This is a genomic window from Corynebacterium sp., assembly GCF_030538285.1.
Classification (GTDB): Bacteria; Actinomycetota; Actinomycetes; order Mycobacteriales; family Mycobacteriaceae; genus Corynebacterium.
Genome location: NZ_JAUNUG010000014.1, coordinates 16,880 through 31,824, shown reverse-complemented (window position 1 = coordinate 31,824; position 14,945 = coordinate 16,880). Strand labels below are relative to the sequence as shown.

Here is a 14,945-nt window from a genome sequence, read left to right as displayed (position 1 = left end):
GACCGCCGGGGCTTCTGGCAGGCGACCGGGCGCGCATAGCGTCTGCAGATATGGATACACAGAATAAACCACTGCTTCCCCTCACCTGGTGGGGCGTGCTCATCCGCGTGATCATCGGCACCATCTGGCTGGCCGCTGCGAACTTCGCCCGCGTGCCGCTCCACCACTGGGCGGAGCGGCGCTGGACAGAGGAGGAGGCTCAGTTGGCGGCTGCATCCCTCATCTTCCTGATCACCCCGCTCATCGTCGTCGCTGGAGTGGTGGCGTGGATGCGGTGGGTGGAGGGGGTGTCGATTTCCGTGACGGGCCTGACGCGGTGGAGAAGCCTGCTGCCCGGCTTTGTCGGCGGGCTGGCACTCGTCGCGCTGGCGATCATCCCCGCGTGGGTCCTGTTGGCTGCTCTGCAGACCGGCGCCGCGGAGATCCCGAATCTCGACGGACGCGACGTCGAGCAGGTGCCGCTGGGGCTACTCCTCATCCTGCTCTTCGTGCGGGCGGTCCTGCTGCAGGGCCTGCCGGAGGAACTGATCTACCGTGGCTGGTTCTTCCACGTCACCCGGAACCGTCCGTGGCTGACCCTGGCGTGGACGACGCTAGCCTTCACCGTCATCCACCTGGTGTCTTCTGGCGGGCAGCAGAGCCTGAGCGATCACGTCTGGTACCTGGCCATGCCCTTCGGTATGGCGGTGCTCGGCGGTGCGGTGGTGTTGTGGCGCGGGTCGGTGTGGTGGGCGGTGGGAACCCACGGCGGCATGCACATCTGGCTGGCGGTGGCATCCGCGGTGCATCCGCTCGACCTCGGGACGGTGGCCTGGGTGATGCTCGGGGTGGCGCAGCTCCTGGTAGGCGCGGTGATCCTGGCGTTGTGGCACCGCCGGCGCGCGCCCCATAGCACGGAATTTTAAGATCCGGCACTCGGGGAGTAGGATGGTCCGAGTTGTCAATCTCCAACCCAACTCAGGCACGATCCGGGCCTCTGCGAGCCATGCCCTGGAACCGACCTGATGTTCAATCCTGAGGGAATCGAGACTTCATGAAGAATGATATCCACCCCGACTACCACCCGGTGGTCTTCCAGGACGCCGGTACCGGCTTCAAGTTCCTGACCCGTTCCACCGTCAAGTCTGATCGCACTGTCGAGTGGGAAGACGGTAATGAGTACCCGTTGATCGTCGTTGACGTCACCAGCGAGTCCCACCCCTTCTGGACCGGTGCACAGCGTGTCATGGACACCGCTGGCCGCGTCGAGAAGTTCGAGAAGCGTTTCGGCGGCATGGCCCGCCGCAAGAAGAAGGCCTAAGGAGGTAGAAGAACCATGGCAGTTCCGAAGCGAAAGATGTCCCGCGCTAACACGCGCATGCGCCGCTCCCAGTGGAAGGCCGACAACGTCGCCCTCCAGGAGGTCAAGGTGGACGGCCAGACCGTCCGCATCCCGCGTCGCCTGGTCAAGGCCGCACAGCTGGGCCTGGTCGAGGTCGAGCAGTTCTAGTATCGACTGAGCGCGATACCGCAACACCGCTTCCCCTCCACTTTGTGGAGGGGAGCGGTGTTTTTGTTTTCCGCCTAGTACATAATGGAGTACATGAAACTTCTTGTGGTGGACGACGAGCAGGCAGTCCGTGAATCCCTCCGACGATCCCTCCTTTTCAACGGGTACGAAGTAGTACTCGCCGAAGACGGGGTCGAGGCAATGGAGGCAATCGAGCGGGAGCAACCCGATCTCATCATTCTCGACGTGATGATGCCCCGCATGGACGGGCTCGAAGTCTGCCGTACCCTGCGCGGAGACGGCTACGACCGCCCCATCCTCGTCCTCACCGCACGCGACGGCGTCGCCGATCGTGTCTCCGGCCTCGATGCCGGCGCCGATGACTACCTGCCCAAACCCTTCGCGCTGGAAGAATTGCTCGCCCGCGTCCGTTCCCTGCTGCGCCGCGCTGCGGTGGAGAACCCCGCCAACCAGGAGGACGACCAGGACCTGGTCTTTGAGGATCTGCGCCTGAACTCCGAGACCCGCGACGTCGTCCGTGATGGCCGTCAAATAAGCCTCACCCGCACCGAGTTCGCCCTTCTGCAGCTGCTCATGCGGAACCCGCGCCGGGTGCTGTCTCGCGCCACCATCCTGGAGGAAGTGTGGGGCTATGATTTCCCCACCTCCGGAAACGCTCTCGAGGTCTACATCGGCTACCTGCGTCGCAAGACCGAAGCTGAGGGCGAGTCCCGTCTCATCCACACGGTCCGTGGCGTCGGTTACGTCCTGCGGGAGACCGCCCCGTGATCCTGCGCCGCAGGAGCTCCGCAGCGGCCGATATACCGGCCGCGGAGCAACGTCCGGTCACCGTCACGGTGTCGCCGGAGAATTCCTGGGCGCAGCGCACCCCACTGCGGTGGCGCTTGGCGGTGCTCACTTTCGCCGTGGTGTCCTTCGCCATCGGGCTGATGACTTTCCTGGCGTATCTGACGGTGTCGCGTGCGCTGACCTCCGGTGTCGACCGGAACCTGGACCGGCTGGCGAACGCGTTGCTGGAAAAGACGATCGACCCCTTCTACCTGACCAACATTGACCGGGAGATCCGTCAGTTCAAGTCCTATAATCCGGACACGCGGGTGTCGGTGTCCCCGCCGGGATGGTCGTTCTCGCGTGGGGACGTCATCCCGGTGGGTGGTGATCTCCGCGCCACGGAGCTGGAAACCATGTTCCGGACGGTTGGCGGGGAACGGATTCTGTCGAAGTCGGATGCCACCGGCGCGACAGTGGTCCTCGCCCAGGACATGAGTGGCACCCATGATCTCATCACCACGCTGGGCATGGTCCTGTTGGCAATCGCCGGCCTGGGTACCCTCCTGGCGATCGTGTCCGGTCTTGTCGTGGCGGCCGCCGGCCTGAAGCCTCTGCAGCGTTTGCAGCGGGCCGTGGACTACGTTGCCCGCACCGACGATCTGCGCCCCATCGAGGTGCACGGCAATGATGAGTTGGCCCAGATGACGCGATCCTTCAACGCGATGTTGGAGGCGCTGCAGGAATCGCGGACCCGCCAGTCCCAGCTGGTGGCAGACGCCGGCCACGAATTGAAGACGCCTTTGACGTCGATGCGGACGAACATTGAGCTGCTCATGATGTTGCACCAGCCGGGTGCCGGGGACCGCATTTCTGCGGAGGACCGGCAGGACCTGGAGCGCGACGTGTTGGCGCAGATGACGGAGCTGTCGACACTTATCGGTGACCTCGTTGACCTGGCTCGCGAGGACGCCACGGAGCCTGCGGTCGAGGTGGTCGACCTCGACGTTGTGCTGGCTACCTCCCTGGAGCGCGTGCGGCGGCGTCGCGCGGACATCGATTTCGATCTGCGGACCTTCGGCTGGGAGCTGTCGGGGGACCAGTTCTCCCTCGGCCGCGCCACGCTCAACCTGCTGGACAACGCCGCCAAGTGGTCGCCGTCGGGCGGTGTCGTGCGGGTTCGGATGCAACAGCTTGCCGACGACCGCGTCCGCCTGTCGATCGCCGATTCCGGTCCCGGAGTCCCGGTGGAGGATCGGGAGCGGGTCTTCGAACGTTTCTACCGCTCGCCGGAGTCGCGCTCCCAGCCGGGCTCGGGGCTGGGGTTGGCCATCGTGAAGCAGACCATCCAGCGGCACGGTGGGCGAGCGTGGGTGGAGGAATCCAGTGACGGCGGCGCGCGGGTTGTCGTGGAACTGCCGGGGCGCCCGCAGGTCAAGGCGTCCAGGTAACCTTCAGAAATGAGCCAGGAATGGTTCAGAGCAGAGGGAGACAATGGTGGGCATGCATGAGAACAACACCCCGGGGCAGCGGTCAGGCGCGCAATACGAGCCCGTGACTTCGCCGTACCAGTGGCCCACCTCCACCAGCCCGGCGCCGGACCCCCAGTCGCCCGAGCCGCCGCAGCGGACTAAGCGCAGCGTCGGCCTGGGTACCGCGTTGGCGCTGATGCTCGTCGGTTCTGTCGCCTCCGGGTCGATCGTCGGCCTCGTGGCCTCGAATGCAGGTGATAGCGGAGCCACCGGCGGGGAGACGGTCAACGCACTGGAGGAATCCAGCGCCCCGGCCCCGGAGGCGCCGGAAGGTGGCGTCGAGGCCGTGGCTGCCAACGTGCTGCCGACCGTCGTGTCTCTGCAGGTGGCTACCCGCCGGGGCGCAGGGGAGGGGTCCGGTTCGATCATTTCCTCGGATGGCTATGTGCTGACCAATCACCATGTCGTCTCTGGGGCGGAGGGCGGCAACGGGCTCATCGAGGTCATGCTTAACGACGGCCGCACCCTCCCCGCCGACTACGTGGCCTCCGATGCGGCGACTGATATCGCGGTGGTGAAGATCCGTGATGTCGCGGACCTGCCGGTCATCTCCTTCGGTGATTCCGATGTACTGCGGGTGGGGCAGGAAGTCGTGGCGATCGGCTCGCCGCTGGGCCTGAGTGCCACAGTCACCTCGGGCATCGTCTCTGCACTGAATCGCCCGGTGCGGGCCTCCGACGGTGGTGGGGAGTCCTCGCTGATCGACGCGATTCAGACCGATGCTGCGATCAACCCCGGTAACTCGGGTGGACCGCTCGTCGACATGGCGGGCAATATCGTCGGCATGAATTCGGTCATTGCCTCGATGAGCTCCGGGGAGGCCGGTTCGATCGGCCTCGGGTTTGCCATCCCGGCCAACTTCGCCAAACGCGTGGCCGAGCAACTTATCGCCACTGGTGAAGCCTCGCACCCGATGCTCGGCGTGCAAGTGGCTGGGCGGAGCGATCAGCATGGTGCGCTGGTCAACACCGTGGAGCCCGGGAGCCCTGCCGAGCAGGCGGGCATCCAGCCGGGTGATGTCATCAAACGGGTCGATGAGCGCATTGTGGATAATTCTGATGCCCTTGTCGCATCCATCCGCTCCCTGGAATTCGGGCAGACCGTCACCCTGGAAATTTCCCAGCCGGATACGGGGCAGAGTCGAGAGGTAGAGGTTACGCTGACCACAGAGTAGATTCTAAAAACATTAAATCCGAAGAATGTCAGGAGATCATCGTGCACACCACCGAAGAGTCCCCGCGCACGTCTGCGCTTCTGGATGTGGCCGAACCGGACACCGCATTTTTGATTGCCACTGAACGGGAGGACACCCCGCCAGCGCGCCGCCGGGCACTCGTGGTGCTGGTGGCAGACCACGTTCTCGGCTCAGGTGAGGACACCGACCGGCTGGTCACCGAACTTTTGGTGGAGGCAGGTTTCGCAGTCGACGGGGTGCTGTCGGTGCGTTCGAAGAAGTCGCAGATCCGGCAGGCCATTGAGACTGCCGTGATCGGGGGAGTGGACCTGGTCCTTACGGTCGGCGGCACCGGGGTCGGCCCCCGGGACAAGACACCGGAGGCGACGCGGGCGGTGCTGGACCAGCTGGTGCCTGGTATCGCCCAGGCGCTGCGTTCCTCTGGCCTGGCGTGCGGCGCGGTCGACGCCTGCACCTCCCGGGGTATCTCGGGGGTATCCGGCTCCACGGTGGTGGTCAACCTCGCGGCCTCCCGGGCGGCGGTCCGCGACGGCATGGCGACGTTGACGCCGCTGGTCCACCACGTCATCGACCAACTGCAGAAGTACAGCGTTGAGTAACCGTAGGCCCCGGCGGCGCGTGGTGCGGCGCTCCGATGCTCCCGACATCGACCGAGACGCCGACCGCCCGGACTCCCTGTTCGGGAATGTCCGGGCGGCGGATGAGGAGCGGGAAGTTGTCCTCGACCCGGAGGCCGAGGAGTCTCTTCCCGCGGAGGAGTTCTGGCGCGAGCAGCGCCCTCCCCATTACTAGCGCTTGAGCAGGTCGCGGATCTCGGTGAGGAGCTCGACGTCGGTCGGCTGCGGCTCTTCCTCGTCCTGCTTGATGCCACGCTTGGCGGCGGCGATCTCGTTGAGCTTGTTCATCGGGGCGACGATGACGAAGTAGACGACTGCGGCAATCAGCAGGAAGTTGATGGCTGCGGTGATGACGGCGCCGAAGTCGAGGAAGGTGGCGTCGTTGCCGGAGATGATGTGGAAGCCGAGGCCGGACACATCAGCACCGCCGAGAGCGGCGATGAGCGGGTTGATGAGGTTGTCGGAGAATGCAGTGACAATAGCGGTGAAGGCACCGCCGATGACCACGGCGACGGCAAGGTCGATGACGTTGCCGCGCATGATGAATTCCTTGAAGCCCTGGAACATGGTGGGTCCTTCCGGTGGAATCTGAGAGTTTTTAAGGGACGTGCAAACTCTAGACTATTCACGCTCAATTGGGGAGACCTGGGGTGAGCACCACGGTCAGGGGGGTGTTCAGGGAGGCCGCAGCCACGGTATGCGCCGCATCTTCCCCCAGCCCGACCAGGAGCGTGCCGGGGGATGTCCGAGTATCCGCTAGAATCACTCTCCCACCTGTGGCAATGACGTCCGGTTCTGCCCGTTCGGACTCCGCGCGCAGGATCGTGACGGTATCCCCGTGATGTAACAGGGGAAGTAATTCCGGTTCCGCCAGTCTCACTGGCACTACCGCGGTGATTTCGCCCACATCGCCCTCCGACGGGGCGTCGAGAAGCGCGGAACCGACGAAACGGGATGCTGTCGCCACCTCCCCGACATCGGCCGATGCCGCCACTACGAGGCCTTCCGCCGCCTCCGGATCGGTGAGTGCGGTGGCAGGTCGCAGGTGATCGGGAACAGGAAGGAGGTGGACATCCTCCCGCGTGAGGACATCGCCCGCGGCGACCGGGCGGGCAAAAACCAGGGCTTGCGGGGTACCGACGCCGGCGTCGCGAAGCGCGAACCCCGCCGCACACACCAACAGCACCACAGCCAACACACGCCGCAACATGACAGCCCGGCGCCACCCGGGGGAACGGAACGAGGACAGAAAAGAAAGGGTCATACAGTATTGGACTGCGCGCAGACCCGGGAGGTTCCCGACAGGGCCAAAATCATCGGAAGTGGCGCACCCCGGCGGGGGTGATCGCCATGTCGACCGGCATATCGTGCTCCTCGGTGGGGATGTCATCGCGAATCTCACCGTTATATAGGAGGACGGCCGTGCGGGGCGGACTCTCCACACCGTCGAAGCGGGCCAGCGCCCGGTCGTAGAAACCGCCGCCCTTGCCCAGACGCACACCCTCCGGGGACACGCCCAGCGCTGGCACGAGAATGAGGCGGCAGGTGGTGATGGCATCCGGCCCCTGACGTGGCCCCGTCGGCTCCGCAATCCCCAACACCCCCGGGGACAAAGCCAGCCGACCTTGGTAGGGGGCCCAGTCCAGGCGTCCGCCCGGCAACGAGACCGGCAGGAGGAGGGAGGAGGCCTCGCCGTGGAGGGCGTCGAGAAGCAGTGGCCCACCAGGTTCCCCGGCCAGTGGGGCATAGGCGGCAACGGCCGTCTCCGCGGGGGTCAGAGAGCGTAACAAGGCCGCCGCATGAGCGATGATCGCGGCATCCTCACCGCGGATTTCTTCCTGCGTCATGTCTTTGCGCGCCTGAGTCATCGCCCGGCGGAGTTTTGCCTTCTTCTCCCGGATGTCCATACCCTCAAGGGTAATCGTCCGGGGTAGGGTGGTGCGTTATGAGCGTGTCAACCGAGACCCACCCCCACGGCGTGAAAACTGTGATCGTCCCCGCCGCCGGCATGGGTACCCGTTTCCTACCAGCGACGAAGACGGTCCCCAAAGAGCTGCTCCCCGTCGTGGACACCCCCGGCATCGAGCTGATCGCGGAAGAGGCCAACGCACTCGGAGCCTCCCGGCTGGCTGTCATCGTCGCCCCCAACAAGCAGGAGGTGCTGCGCCACTTCGAGCAGTTCCCCAACCTGGTGGAGACACTGTCCGAGCGCGGCAAGACCGAGCAGGTGGAGAAGGTGCAGCGTGCCGCGAAGCTGATGAGCCCCGTCGCCGTCGAGCAGGCCAAGCCGCTGGGCCTGGGCCACGCCGTCGGACTGGCGGAAAGCGTGCTCGACGATGATGAAGATGTCGTCGCCGTCATGCTTCCCGACGACCTTGTTCTCCCCATGGGCGTACTAGAGAAGATGGCTGCCGTACGCGCTGAACTCGGCGGCTCCGTCCTGTGTGCGGTCGACGTCCCGCGCGAAGACGTGTTCAACTACGGCGTCTTCGACATCGAGGAAATTCCTGCCGATTGTGGCCTGGATGCCGCGACCGTCAAGCGCGTCAACGGCATGGTGGAAAAACCCGAACCGGAGGACGCCCCGTCGACGTTCGTCGCCACCGGCCGCTACCTGCTGGACCGCGGTATTTTCGACGCCCTCAAGCGCATCAAGCCAGGTAAGGGCGGGGAAATCCAGCTCACGGACGCCATCGAGCTGATGATCCGCGAAGGCCACCCTGTCCACATCGTCGTCCATCAGGGCAAGCGCCACGACCTGGGCAACCCGGGCGGCTACATCCCGGCGTGTGTCGATTTCGGTCTGGCACACCCCAAGTACGGCCCTGCGCTCAAGCGCGTGATCACCGAAATCCTCGCCGAACATGAGGCGGCCTCCTCAGTCACCGAAGACTAAGACGGGAAGGAGCCCGGAAGTGCGTTCCGTTGAGCAGCAATTGGCGCTGGTCACCGACGCGGCGGTGACGCCGGAGCCGGTCCGCATCGCCATCGCCGACGCCCTCGGCCTCATGTGTGCCGAGGAGGTCCAGGCGACCCGTGCGCTGCCGGGCTTCCCGCAGGCCGCGATCGACGGTTACGCCGTCCGCGCCGTTGACGTCGGCGGGGAGAAGGGTCTCGGCGCCCCTGTGCCCGATCCGGACGCCCCCGTCGAGCCGGTGGAGCGCTCCCTCCCCGTGGTGGGTGAGGTCGCCGCCGGTTCCCAGCAGCCGCTACGCCTGCAGCCGAAGCAGGCCGTGCGCGTGCACACCGGAGCCCCGCTGCCCGCGCTGGCCGACGCCGTGATCCCCCTCGAGTGGACCGACCGCGGGAAGCGGCGCGTCACCGCCCAGCGGGTGGTGCGTTCCGGTGAGTTCGTCCGCCGCACCGGCGATGATATCCAACCCGGCGATGTGGCCGTCAGCGCCGGTTCCATCCTCGGCCCCGCCCAGATCGGTCTGCTCGCCGCGGTGGGGCGTTCCAAGGTGCTGGTCTACCCGCGCCCGCGCCTGTCGGTGATCTCCGTCGGCCGCGAGCTGGTCGACATTGACCGTGAGCCGGGGCTCGGGCAGATCTTCGACGTCAACTCCTACGCCTTGGCCGCCGCCGGCCGGGAGGCGGGCGCGGAGGTACACCGCGTCGGAATCGCGGTCGGTGAGCCGCGGCGCCTGCGGGAGATCGTGGAGGGCCAGATCCAGCGCAGCGAGGTCATCGTCATCTCCGGTGCCGTCGGCGGCCAAAGCTCGGAGATGTTCCGGTCCGTCCTGGAGGAGCTCGGGGAGATCGACACCTCACGCGTGGCGATGCACCCCGGTTCGGTCCAGGGCTTCGGCCTACTCGGCGAGGAACGCATCCCAGTGTTCCTGCTGCCGAGTAACCCGGTGTCCGCGCTGGTCACCTTCGAGGTGCTGGTCCGCCCGCTGATCCGCACCTCACTGGGCAAGCGCAACACCGGGCGCCGGGTGGTCCGTGCCCGGGCACTCAACCACATCGCCTCCCGCGAGGGGCGGCGTGGTTATATCCGCGCCCGCCTCATGCGCGATTCGGAGACTTTCGACTACCTCGTGGAGGGCATCGGCGCCGCGACGGGTGCGCCCGCGCACCTGCTGGCCGGCCTCGCGGAGGCCAACGCGCTCATCCGGGTGCCGGAGGAGGCCACGGAGATCCGCCCGGGTGACATCGTCGACGTCATGTTCCTCGCCCAGGGCAGCTGAGTCCGTGTTTGACCCCTTCGGGTGGGCGGCGGCATCGTTCCGGGAGCCGGCCCGCGGCCCCCGGCACCTCCTGCACCCCGGGTGGCCCGAATCCACCCCCTACGTCCGGCTTCCCGACGGCGGCCGCCTGCGCCTGCGCCCTTTGACCAGCCGCGATGGTCGCCACTGGTGCCAACAGAGGCTTCTCGACGAAGCGCATCTGCGCCCCGTCGAGCCCACCGCCCACGACGGCTGGGAGGCCGCGCATTCGCAGGCCGCCTGGCGAGCTTTCTTCGGCGGGATCCGGGCGGCGGCCCGCCGCGGAGACGTGGTGCCCCTGGTTATTGAGCTGGACGGACGCTTCGTCGGCCAGGTCACCCTGGGCACCATCCAGCACGGCAGCGTCTCCGACTGCTGGATCGGCTACTGGGTGTTCTCCGCCGAGCAGGGCAGGGGAGTGGCCACCGCCGCCTGCGCCCTGGGCACCGACCATGCATTTCGACGCCTCGGTCTCCACCGCGTCACCGCCACCTTCCTGCCGGACAACCCCGCCTCCGGCCGGGTCCTGGAGCTCAACGGCTTCCGGGAGGAGGGTTACCTGCGCGCCAATCTGCATATCGACGGCCGCTGGCGGGACCACCACTTCGTCGCCCAGGTCATCGGCGATCACCGCGAGACGTGCGTCGAACGCCTGCGTCGCGCCGGTCGATTGCGGTGATTTTCCTCGGCGTGGGAGGGCGGTGACAGGTTTTCGCGCCGATACGCTGGATGAGAATAGACGTATCCTCGCACAAGGAAAGGTGCACGAATCGTGTCCAATGGCCTGATCATCGCCCTGATCATCGTGGTGTGGCTGTTCGTGCTCGCCCCGCTGTTCATGCGTGGGCAGAAGCTCATCCGCAAGGCCGGCGAAGGCTTTGACGACACCCGTGTCATCCACGAGGGCGGTTCCGGGGAGCTCCCCGTCCGTCGCCGCCCCCGGCTCAGCGCCGCTGACGTGCGTCGCCCCGCCGACGACTACGACATCGACGACGCTGATCTTGAGCTTGTCGACGATGTGCTTCTCGATGACGAGCCCGCCCCCCGCTCCCGCTTCCGCGGCCTGTTCACCCGCCAGGAGCCCGCGGATGAGGCAACACCGGCCGAGATCGTCGACGGCGGCATCGTCCATGAGCTGGAGGCCGGTGACACGGCGACCTCTGAGGCCGAGTACGACGAGTGGGACGACTGGGACGAGGACACCACCTACGCCTACGACGACACCTACACCTCCCCCTCCGACATGATGTACCCGGATTCCGTTGACAGCATCGTGGAGGTCGTCGAGGACGCTGATGAAGAGAATTCCCAGGTCAGCGAGACGGCGGAGTCCGCAGCTGCGGACTCTGAGCCCCTCGAGGATGATCTTTCCGAGGAGGAGATCGAGTTCGCCGAGCACCGCGCCGCACGCGGTGGTTGGGATCCGGTCGCCGACGCCGAGCATTCCGTCGACCGCTACCAGCGCCGCCAGCGCACCCTCATCGTCCTGGCCGCAGCAGTGGTGCTCACCGCTATTGTGGCCTTCATCGTGGGCGGCTGGACGTGGGCGCTGGCCGGTATCGCCGTCGCGGCAACTGTCGTCTACCTCGCCGCCCTGCGTACCCAGGTGCGCGAGGAGCAGGCCCTGCGCCATCGTCGCATCCGCCAGCTGCGCCGCGCCCGCCTCGGTGTGCTCAACGCCGCCGACGAGGAGCTGGCCATCCCCAGCCACCTGCGTCGCCCGGGTGCCGTCATCCTCGAGCGGGACGATGAGTCCCCCGACTTCGATCACCTCCCCGTCGTCGATTACCACTTTGAGGAAGAAGAGCCCGCCCCGGTGCGTACCTTCCGCCGCCCGCCGCGCTTCAGCGACGATCGCCGCGCCGGCTAGCGTCACCTTCCGTACAGCACGCTGTCCCCGGGTCAGTGCCCGCGGTGTGGTGACCTGAGCAGAGCACGGAGTCCAAGGGTGAGGATCACCTCGGGGTCGACCGTGTGCTGCTCGTGGAGTGACGAATAGAGGGGGCGATGGATCTGTCGACAGGTGCCTGCCGCTCCTGACGCGCCATGGGTGCCGTGGTCGCGCTGCCAATGACGAAGTTCGACAGTGCGTAGGCGTCGCTGAGGGGGTCAGTCGACCCGGATTCCTCGAGCAGCCAGCACATGCGCTCCGAGAGGGCCAGGTAGTTCGGTTCGCGGGGCGCCCGCATGGCGATCACCTGGGGTGTCCAGGGGTGGTGCCCCCGCAATGACTCCTCTGCCCGTCTCGCGCAGCGGCTGGGAATGCGGCAGGAGGCGCACTTCCGGCAGGACTGGTGGAGTAAGCGGGAGTGGACCGACACACTCGTGTTCGGGATGCTTGGCACGGACCCTAGGGGAGGGTGAGCAGCGGCGACTTGTGAGCGGTAGCCGTCGCCTCAGATCCCCTCAGGCTTCGCCGAACGCATTGCTGGGGGTCGGTACCGTCGAGAAGCTCGCCGAGATTGGGCTGACCGTCAATGACGTCACGCAGTACCGCATCACCCTCCGGGTGCGCGGGGCCGATATGCGGGAGTTCACCGGTGACCTGCAGCTGATGATTCCTCTGCCCGAGCTTGCCAGCTTCTCCGAGGGCACGATCATGCCCGTCGCCTACGAGCCGGACAAGCCGCAGCGACTCCTTACGGTGCCCGATGAGCGAATGGCGGAGGCACAGGAGATGTTCAACCGCCTACAGGTGCAGCTGGGGCTGGCGTCCCCTCACCGGTGAGATCCGCCACGGCTACACCGGTCTGGAGGTCACAGTCCGGTTCGCCAACCCGTATGGGAACCCGGTGGGGCGCTCCAAGCGGATGTTCCTCCCGCAGTCGGTGCTTGGTCAGTTGACGGCGGGGCGTCAGGTGGTCATGTGGGTCCTGCTGGAGGACGACACCCGGTTCGTTCTCGGGCTGAGCTCGCTGGACATCAGCTAGTCCCACACCCCTGACGTCCCCCGCCTGTGCGAGCCGACCAGGTGCGTGTCCACCATGCCGATGGCCTCCATGAGTGCGAAGCAGGTCACCGGCCCGACGAAGGTGAATCCGGCCTTCTTCAGGGCCTTCGACAGGGATTCGGATTCGGGGGTGCGGCTGGGGATCTCGGCCAGCGTCCGAGGCGCGAGGTTCTCGGCCGGCTGATGGGACCAGATGAGGTCGACGAGCCCACCCTCCTCCCGCAACGCCAGCGTCGCCCGCGCATTACGGATCACCGCCTCGATTTTGCGGGGGTTGCGGATGATTTCCCGGTTGTCCAGGAGCTTTTCGACGTCCGCCTCCCCGAACTCCGCCACCGTGTCCGGATCGAACCCTGCGAAGGCGGAGCGGAAGCCCTCCCGCTTGCGCAGGACGAGCTCCCAGGACAGTCCGGCCTGGAAGGCCTCGAGGGACAGGCGCTCGAAAAGGCCCTGCTCGTCGCGGACGGGCATGCCCCATTCGGTGTCGTAGTAGTGGCGGAGCAGATCGGTGGTGGCGGCCCACGGAGGACGGGCCAGGCCGTCCGAGCCGATGATGAGGTCTGATTCGGTCATGTCTTATTGGACTCCGAAAAAGGCTCAGAGGTTCCCGCGGATCCGCTTTTCATGCTCTAGCAGCCACTCCTTGACGTCCAGCCCGCCGCGGTAGCCGCCGAGGGAGCCGTCGGAACGCAGCACGCGGTGGCAGGGGCGGATGATCGGCACCGGATTACTGGCGCATGCCGAACCAGCGGCGCGCACTGCCCGCGGGTTGCCGCACAGGGCAGCTAGCTGCGCATAGGACATGGTCTCCCCGAAGGGGATGTCGCACAAAGCGGCCTGGGCCTGCCCGCGGAATCCGGCGTCGGGGAGGTCGAGGGGGACGTCGAAAAGCAGACGATCACCGGAGAAGTACTCGGTGAGCTGGGTGGCGGCGTCGATGAGCAACGGGGTCTCGGGGACCGCCTCGCCGCCGAAGTCGATCGCGGTGAGGCCACGGTCGCTGGCGCGCAGGGACAGCGGGCCGATGGGAGTCTCAAGCAGCATGAGGGTAGTCTAACGGCATGGACACACCGGCCGTGAGGGATGCTGCGCTGCTGCTTCTGCGTATCGTCCTCGGCACCGTGTTCATCGCGCACGGCTGGGACAAGCTGGTCTTCACCGGCATCACCGAAACCACCGGGCAATTCTCGGCCTGGGGGATCCCGCAACCGAAGCTGTCGGCCTGGTTGGTCACCGGCTCCGAGCTGCTCGGCGGAGCCCTGCTGGTGGTCGGGTTGCTCACTACCTTCGTCGCCGGGCTGCTGGCGCTGCTCATGGTGGCGGCGATCTGGTTCGTGCACCTTGACTCCGGTTTCTTCACCACCACCGGCGGCCTCGAGTACCCGATCGTGCTCACTGCGGCGCTGGTCATGGTCGTGGTGTTCGGCTCTGGGCGTGTGAGCCTGGACGGGGTGTTGAGCAAGTGATCGACCACGAGAAGGTGCAGGCCGCGCTCTCCGCGCGTATCGACGGTGAACCCTCACCACTGGACGAGGACATCGTCGATTCGCATCTCGCCGTGTGTGCGGAATGCCAGCGTTTCCACGATGAGGCCCTGGTGCTGAGCCGCCGCCTGCGTTTCGTGGAACCCGAAGACGGCGGTATGACCCCGCCGGCCGACCTGTCCGAGGTCATCATCGCCGGCGTTGAACCCGAGTGGCGCCGCGCCGCCAACGCCCGCACCGTCGGGTTGGCGATCGCGCGGGTGCTGCTCGTGGTGGCGGGTGTGCTGTGGGTCGTGTGGGGCGTGCAACTGCTCGGCACGGCCGGCGGCCTCACCCCCGTCGCCGTGGATGGCGTCGTCTCCCCGGACGCCGATCCGGAGACCGCTTCGCTGCTTATCGACGCCGCCGCCGTCCGCTTCTCCTTCGCCCTCGGTCTGCTCACCGTCGCTTGGAAACCGCGCCTGGTCTCGCCGTTGCTGGTGGTGTTCGGCGCGCTGTGGACCTTCCTGTTCGGCTTCCTCATGCGTGATTTCGTGCTGGACACCGTCGGCGCGGGGCAGGTCATGGGTTTGGCACTGCTGCTATTCACGCTGGTGTCGCTGGCATGGGCGTGGCTCTCGCATCACGGCTACGTGTCGGTGCGGGCTCTGCTGCGGGAGCTGGGCTCGGGGCCGGTGTAGG

22 protein-coding genes are annotated in these 14,945 nt (G+C 66.5%); 16 read left to right on the top strand and 6 right to left on the bottom strand.

Going from position 1 to position 14,945, the window contains the following annotated elements; genetic code table 11:
• The first annotated feature begins 50 nt into the window (after positions 1-50).
• From Q4G50_RS06525 to Q4G50_RS06490, 8 genes are all read left to right on the top strand, one after another.
• On the top strand, positions 51-905 hold the full coding sequence (locus Q4G50_RS06525) for a CPBP family intramembrane glutamic endopeptidase (protein WP_303376844.1): 855 nt from the start codon (positions 51-53) through the stop codon (positions 903-905).
• Positions 906-1,033: 128 nt separating this feature from the next.
• Positions 1,034-1,300: a type B 50S ribosomal protein L31 gene (locus Q4G50_RS06520; protein ID WP_085550107.1), complete on the top strand. Its 267-nt coding sequence runs from the start codon at positions 1,034-1,036 to the stop codon at positions 1,298-1,300.
• 15 nt (positions 1,301-1,315) lie between these two features.
• Positions 1,316-1,489 (top strand): 50S ribosomal protein L32, encoded by a 174-nt coding sequence (gene rpmF, locus Q4G50_RS06515; RefSeq protein ID WP_085550106.1) that lies wholly within the window; start codon positions 1,316-1,318, stop codon positions 1,487-1,489.
• Positions 1,490-1,582: 93 nt separating this feature from the next.
• Positions 1,583-2,278: a response regulator transcription factor gene (locus Q4G50_RS06510; RefSeq protein ID WP_303376843.1), complete on the top strand. Its 696-nt coding sequence runs from the start codon at positions 1,583-1,585 to the stop codon at positions 2,276-2,278.
• The gene (locus Q4G50_RS06505) at positions 2,275-3,729 is read left to right on the top strand and encodes a HAMP domain-containing sensor histidine kinase (RefSeq protein WP_303376842.1); all 1,455 of its coding nucleotides are present in this window, start codon (positions 2,275-2,277) and stop codon (positions 3,727-3,729) included. The genes Q4G50_RS06510 and Q4G50_RS06505 overlap by 4 nt, the downstream gene beginning before the upstream one ends.
• A gap of 52 nt (positions 3,730-3,781) precedes the next feature.
• Entirely contained in the window at positions 3,782-4,984 is a 1,203-nt protein-coding gene (locus Q4G50_RS06500) for a S1C family serine protease (RefSeq protein ID WP_303376841.1), read from the top strand.
• 35 nt (positions 4,985-5,019) lie between these two features.
• Entirely contained in the window at positions 5,020-5,604 is a 585-nt protein-coding gene (locus Q4G50_RS06495; protein ID WP_303376876.1) for a molybdenum cofactor biosynthesis protein B, read from the top strand.
• Positions 5,597-5,797, top strand: a complete 201-nt coding sequence (locus tag Q4G50_RS06490; RefSeq protein WP_303376840.1) for a hypothetical protein — start codon at positions 5,597-5,599, stop codon at positions 5,795-5,797. Before Q4G50_RS06495 ends, Q4G50_RS06490 begins: the two co-directional genes overlap by 8 nt.
• On the opposite strand, the gene mscL is transcribed toward Q4G50_RS06490, so the two are convergent.
• The 3 genes from mscL to Q4G50_RS06475 all read right to left on the bottom strand — a co-directional run bounded on the left by mscL (position 5,794) and on the right by Q4G50_RS06475 (position 7,529).
• On the bottom strand, positions 5,794-6,189 hold the full coding sequence (mscL, locus tag Q4G50_RS06485; protein WP_303376839.1) for a large conductance mechanosensitive channel protein MscL: 396 nt from the start codon (positions 6,187-6,189) through the stop codon (positions 5,794-5,796). The genes Q4G50_RS06490 and mscL overlap by 4 nt on opposite strands.
• 64 nt (positions 6,190-6,253) lie before the next feature.
• A complete protein-coding gene (locus tag Q4G50_RS06480) occupies positions 6,254-6,886 on the bottom strand; it encodes an SAF domain-containing protein (RefSeq protein ID WP_303376838.1) in 633 nt (210 codons plus the stop codon).
• Positions 6,887-6,935: 49 nt separating this feature from the next.
• Positions 6,936-7,529 carry a 5-formyltetrahydrofolate cyclo-ligase gene (locus tag Q4G50_RS06475; protein WP_303376837.1) on the bottom strand — a complete coding sequence of 198 codons (594 nt, stop codon included), beginning with the start codon at positions 7,527-7,529 and terminating at the stop codon, positions 6,936-6,938.
• Between the two features lie 38 nt (positions 7,530-7,567).
• Here Q4G50_RS06475 and Q4G50_RS06470 point away from each other — a divergent pair, with 38 nt between their 5' ends.
• From Q4G50_RS06470 to glpR, 4 genes are all read left to right on the top strand, one after another.
• A complete protein-coding gene (locus Q4G50_RS06470) occupies positions 7,568-8,518 on the top strand; it encodes a UTP--glucose-1-phosphate uridylyltransferase (RefSeq protein WP_303376836.1) in 951 nt (316 codons plus the stop codon).
• Between the two features lie 19 nt (positions 8,519-8,537).
• Positions 8,538-9,812 (top strand): gephyrin-like molybdotransferase Glp, encoded by a 1,275-nt coding sequence (gene glp / locus Q4G50_RS06465; protein WP_303376835.1) that lies wholly within the window; start codon positions 8,538-8,540, stop codon positions 9,810-9,812.
• A 4-nt stretch (positions 9,813-9,816) separates the two neighbouring features.
• Positions 9,817-10,509: a GNAT family N-acetyltransferase gene (locus Q4G50_RS06460; RefSeq protein WP_303376834.1), complete on the top strand. Its 693-nt coding sequence runs from the start codon at positions 9,817-9,819 to the stop codon at positions 10,507-10,509.
• Between the two features lie 93 nt (positions 10,510-10,602).
• Positions 10,603-11,700: a gephyrin-like molybdotransferase receptor GlpR gene (glpR, locus tag Q4G50_RS06455; RefSeq protein ID WP_303376833.1), complete on the top strand. Its 1,098-nt coding sequence runs from the start codon at positions 10,603-10,605 to the stop codon at positions 11,698-11,700.
• 85 nt (positions 11,701-11,785) lie between these two features.
• Here the strand turns inward: glpR and Q4G50_RS06450 are convergent, their stop codons facing one another.
• Positions 11,786-12,019, bottom strand: coding sequence for a hypothetical protein (locus tag Q4G50_RS06450; protein WP_303376832.1), 234 nt, complete (start codon positions 12,017-12,019; stop codon positions 11,786-11,788).
• Between the two features lie 236 nt (positions 12,020-12,255).
• Between Q4G50_RS06450 and Q4G50_RS06440 the strand changes: the two genes are divergently transcribed.
• The gene (locus tag Q4G50_RS06440) at positions 12,256-12,558 is read left to right on the top strand and encodes a hypothetical protein (RefSeq protein ID WP_303376831.1); all 303 of its coding nucleotides are present in this window, start codon (positions 12,256-12,258) and stop codon (positions 12,556-12,558) included.
• 64 nt (positions 12,559-12,622) lie between these two features.
• Positions 12,623-12,760 carry a hypothetical protein gene (locus Q4G50_RS06435; RefSeq protein ID WP_303376830.1) on the top strand — a complete coding sequence of 46 codons (138 nt, stop codon included), beginning with the start codon at positions 12,623-12,625 and terminating at the stop codon, positions 12,758-12,760.
• Here Q4G50_RS06435 and Q4G50_RS06430 read toward each other — a convergent pair.
• Entirely contained in the window at positions 12,757-13,353 is a 597-nt protein-coding gene (locus Q4G50_RS06430) for a DNA-3-methyladenine glycosylase I (RefSeq protein ID WP_303376829.1), read from the bottom strand. The genes Q4G50_RS06435 and Q4G50_RS06430 overlap by 4 nt on opposite strands.
• Positions 13,354-13,377: 24 nt before the next feature.
• Complete coding sequence (locus Q4G50_RS06425) at positions 13,378-13,824, bottom strand: methylated-DNA--[protein]-cysteine S-methyltransferase (protein ID WP_303376828.1); 447 nt, start codon at positions 13,822-13,824, stop codon at positions 13,378-13,380.
• Positions 13,825-13,841: 17 nt separating this feature from the next.
• On the opposite strand from Q4G50_RS06425, the gene Q4G50_RS06420 reads away from it, so the two are divergent.
• Both Q4G50_RS06420 and Q4G50_RS06415 read left to right on the top strand, forming a co-directional pair.
• On the top strand, positions 13,842-14,246 hold the full coding sequence (locus Q4G50_RS06420; protein WP_303376827.1) for a DoxX family protein: 405 nt from the start codon (positions 13,842-13,844) through the stop codon (positions 14,244-14,246).
• Positions 14,243-14,944 carry a zf-HC2 domain-containing protein gene (locus tag Q4G50_RS06415; protein WP_303376826.1) on the top strand — a complete coding sequence of 234 codons (702 nt, stop codon included), beginning with the start codon at positions 14,243-14,245 and terminating at the stop codon, positions 14,942-14,944. Before Q4G50_RS06420 ends, Q4G50_RS06415 begins: the two co-directional genes overlap by 4 nt.
• Position 14,945 lies beyond the last annotated feature (1 nt).

Coding starts and splice junctions, on each gene's coding strand:
- Q4G50_RS06525 (WP_303376844.1), top strand. CDS start 51: ATGGATACACAGAATAAACCACTGCTTCCCCTCACCTGGTGGGGCGTG.
- Q4G50_RS06520 (WP_085550107.1), top strand. CDS start 1,034: ATGAAGAATGATATCCACCCCGACTACCACCCGGTGGTCTTCCAGGAC.
- rpmF (WP_085550106.1), top strand. CDS start 1,316: ATGGCAGTTCCGAAGCGAAAGATGTCCCGCGCTAACACGCGCATGCGC.
- Q4G50_RS06510 (WP_303376843.1), top strand. CDS start 1,583: ATGAAACTTCTTGTGGTGGACGACGAGCAGGCAGTCCGTGAATCCCTC.
- Q4G50_RS06500 (WP_303376841.1), top strand. CDS start 3,782: ATGCATGAGAACAACACCCCGGGGCAGCGGTCAGGCGCGCAATACGAG.
- mscL (WP_303376839.1), bottom strand. CDS start 6,189: ATGTTCCAGGGCTTCAAGGAATTCATCATGCGCGGCAACGTCATCGAC.
- Q4G50_RS06480 (WP_303376838.1), bottom strand. CDS start 6,886: ATGACCCTTTCTTTTCTGTCCTCGTTCCGTTCCCCCGGGTGGCGCCGG.
- Q4G50_RS06475 (WP_303376837.1), bottom strand. CDS start 7,529: ATGGACATCCGGGAGAAGAAGGCAAAACTCCGCCGGGCGATGACTCAG.
- Q4G50_RS06470 (WP_303376836.1), top strand. CDS start 7,568: ATGAGCGTGTCAACCGAGACCCACCCCCACGGCGTGAAAACTGTGATC.
- Q4G50_RS06450 (WP_303376832.1), bottom strand. CDS start 12,019: ATGCGGGCGCCCCGCGAACCGAACTACCTGGCCCTCTCGGAGCGCATG.
- Q4G50_RS06430 (WP_303376829.1), bottom strand. CDS start 13,353: ATGACCGAATCAGACCTCATCATCGGCTCGGACGGCCTGGCCCGTCCT.
- Q4G50_RS06425 (WP_303376828.1), bottom strand. CDS start 13,824: ATGCTGCTTGAGACTCCCATCGGCCCGCTGTCCCTGCGCGCCAGCGAC.
- Q4G50_RS06420 (WP_303376827.1), top strand. CDS start 13,842: ATGGACACACCGGCCGTGAGGGATGCTGCGCTGCTGCTTCTGCGTATC.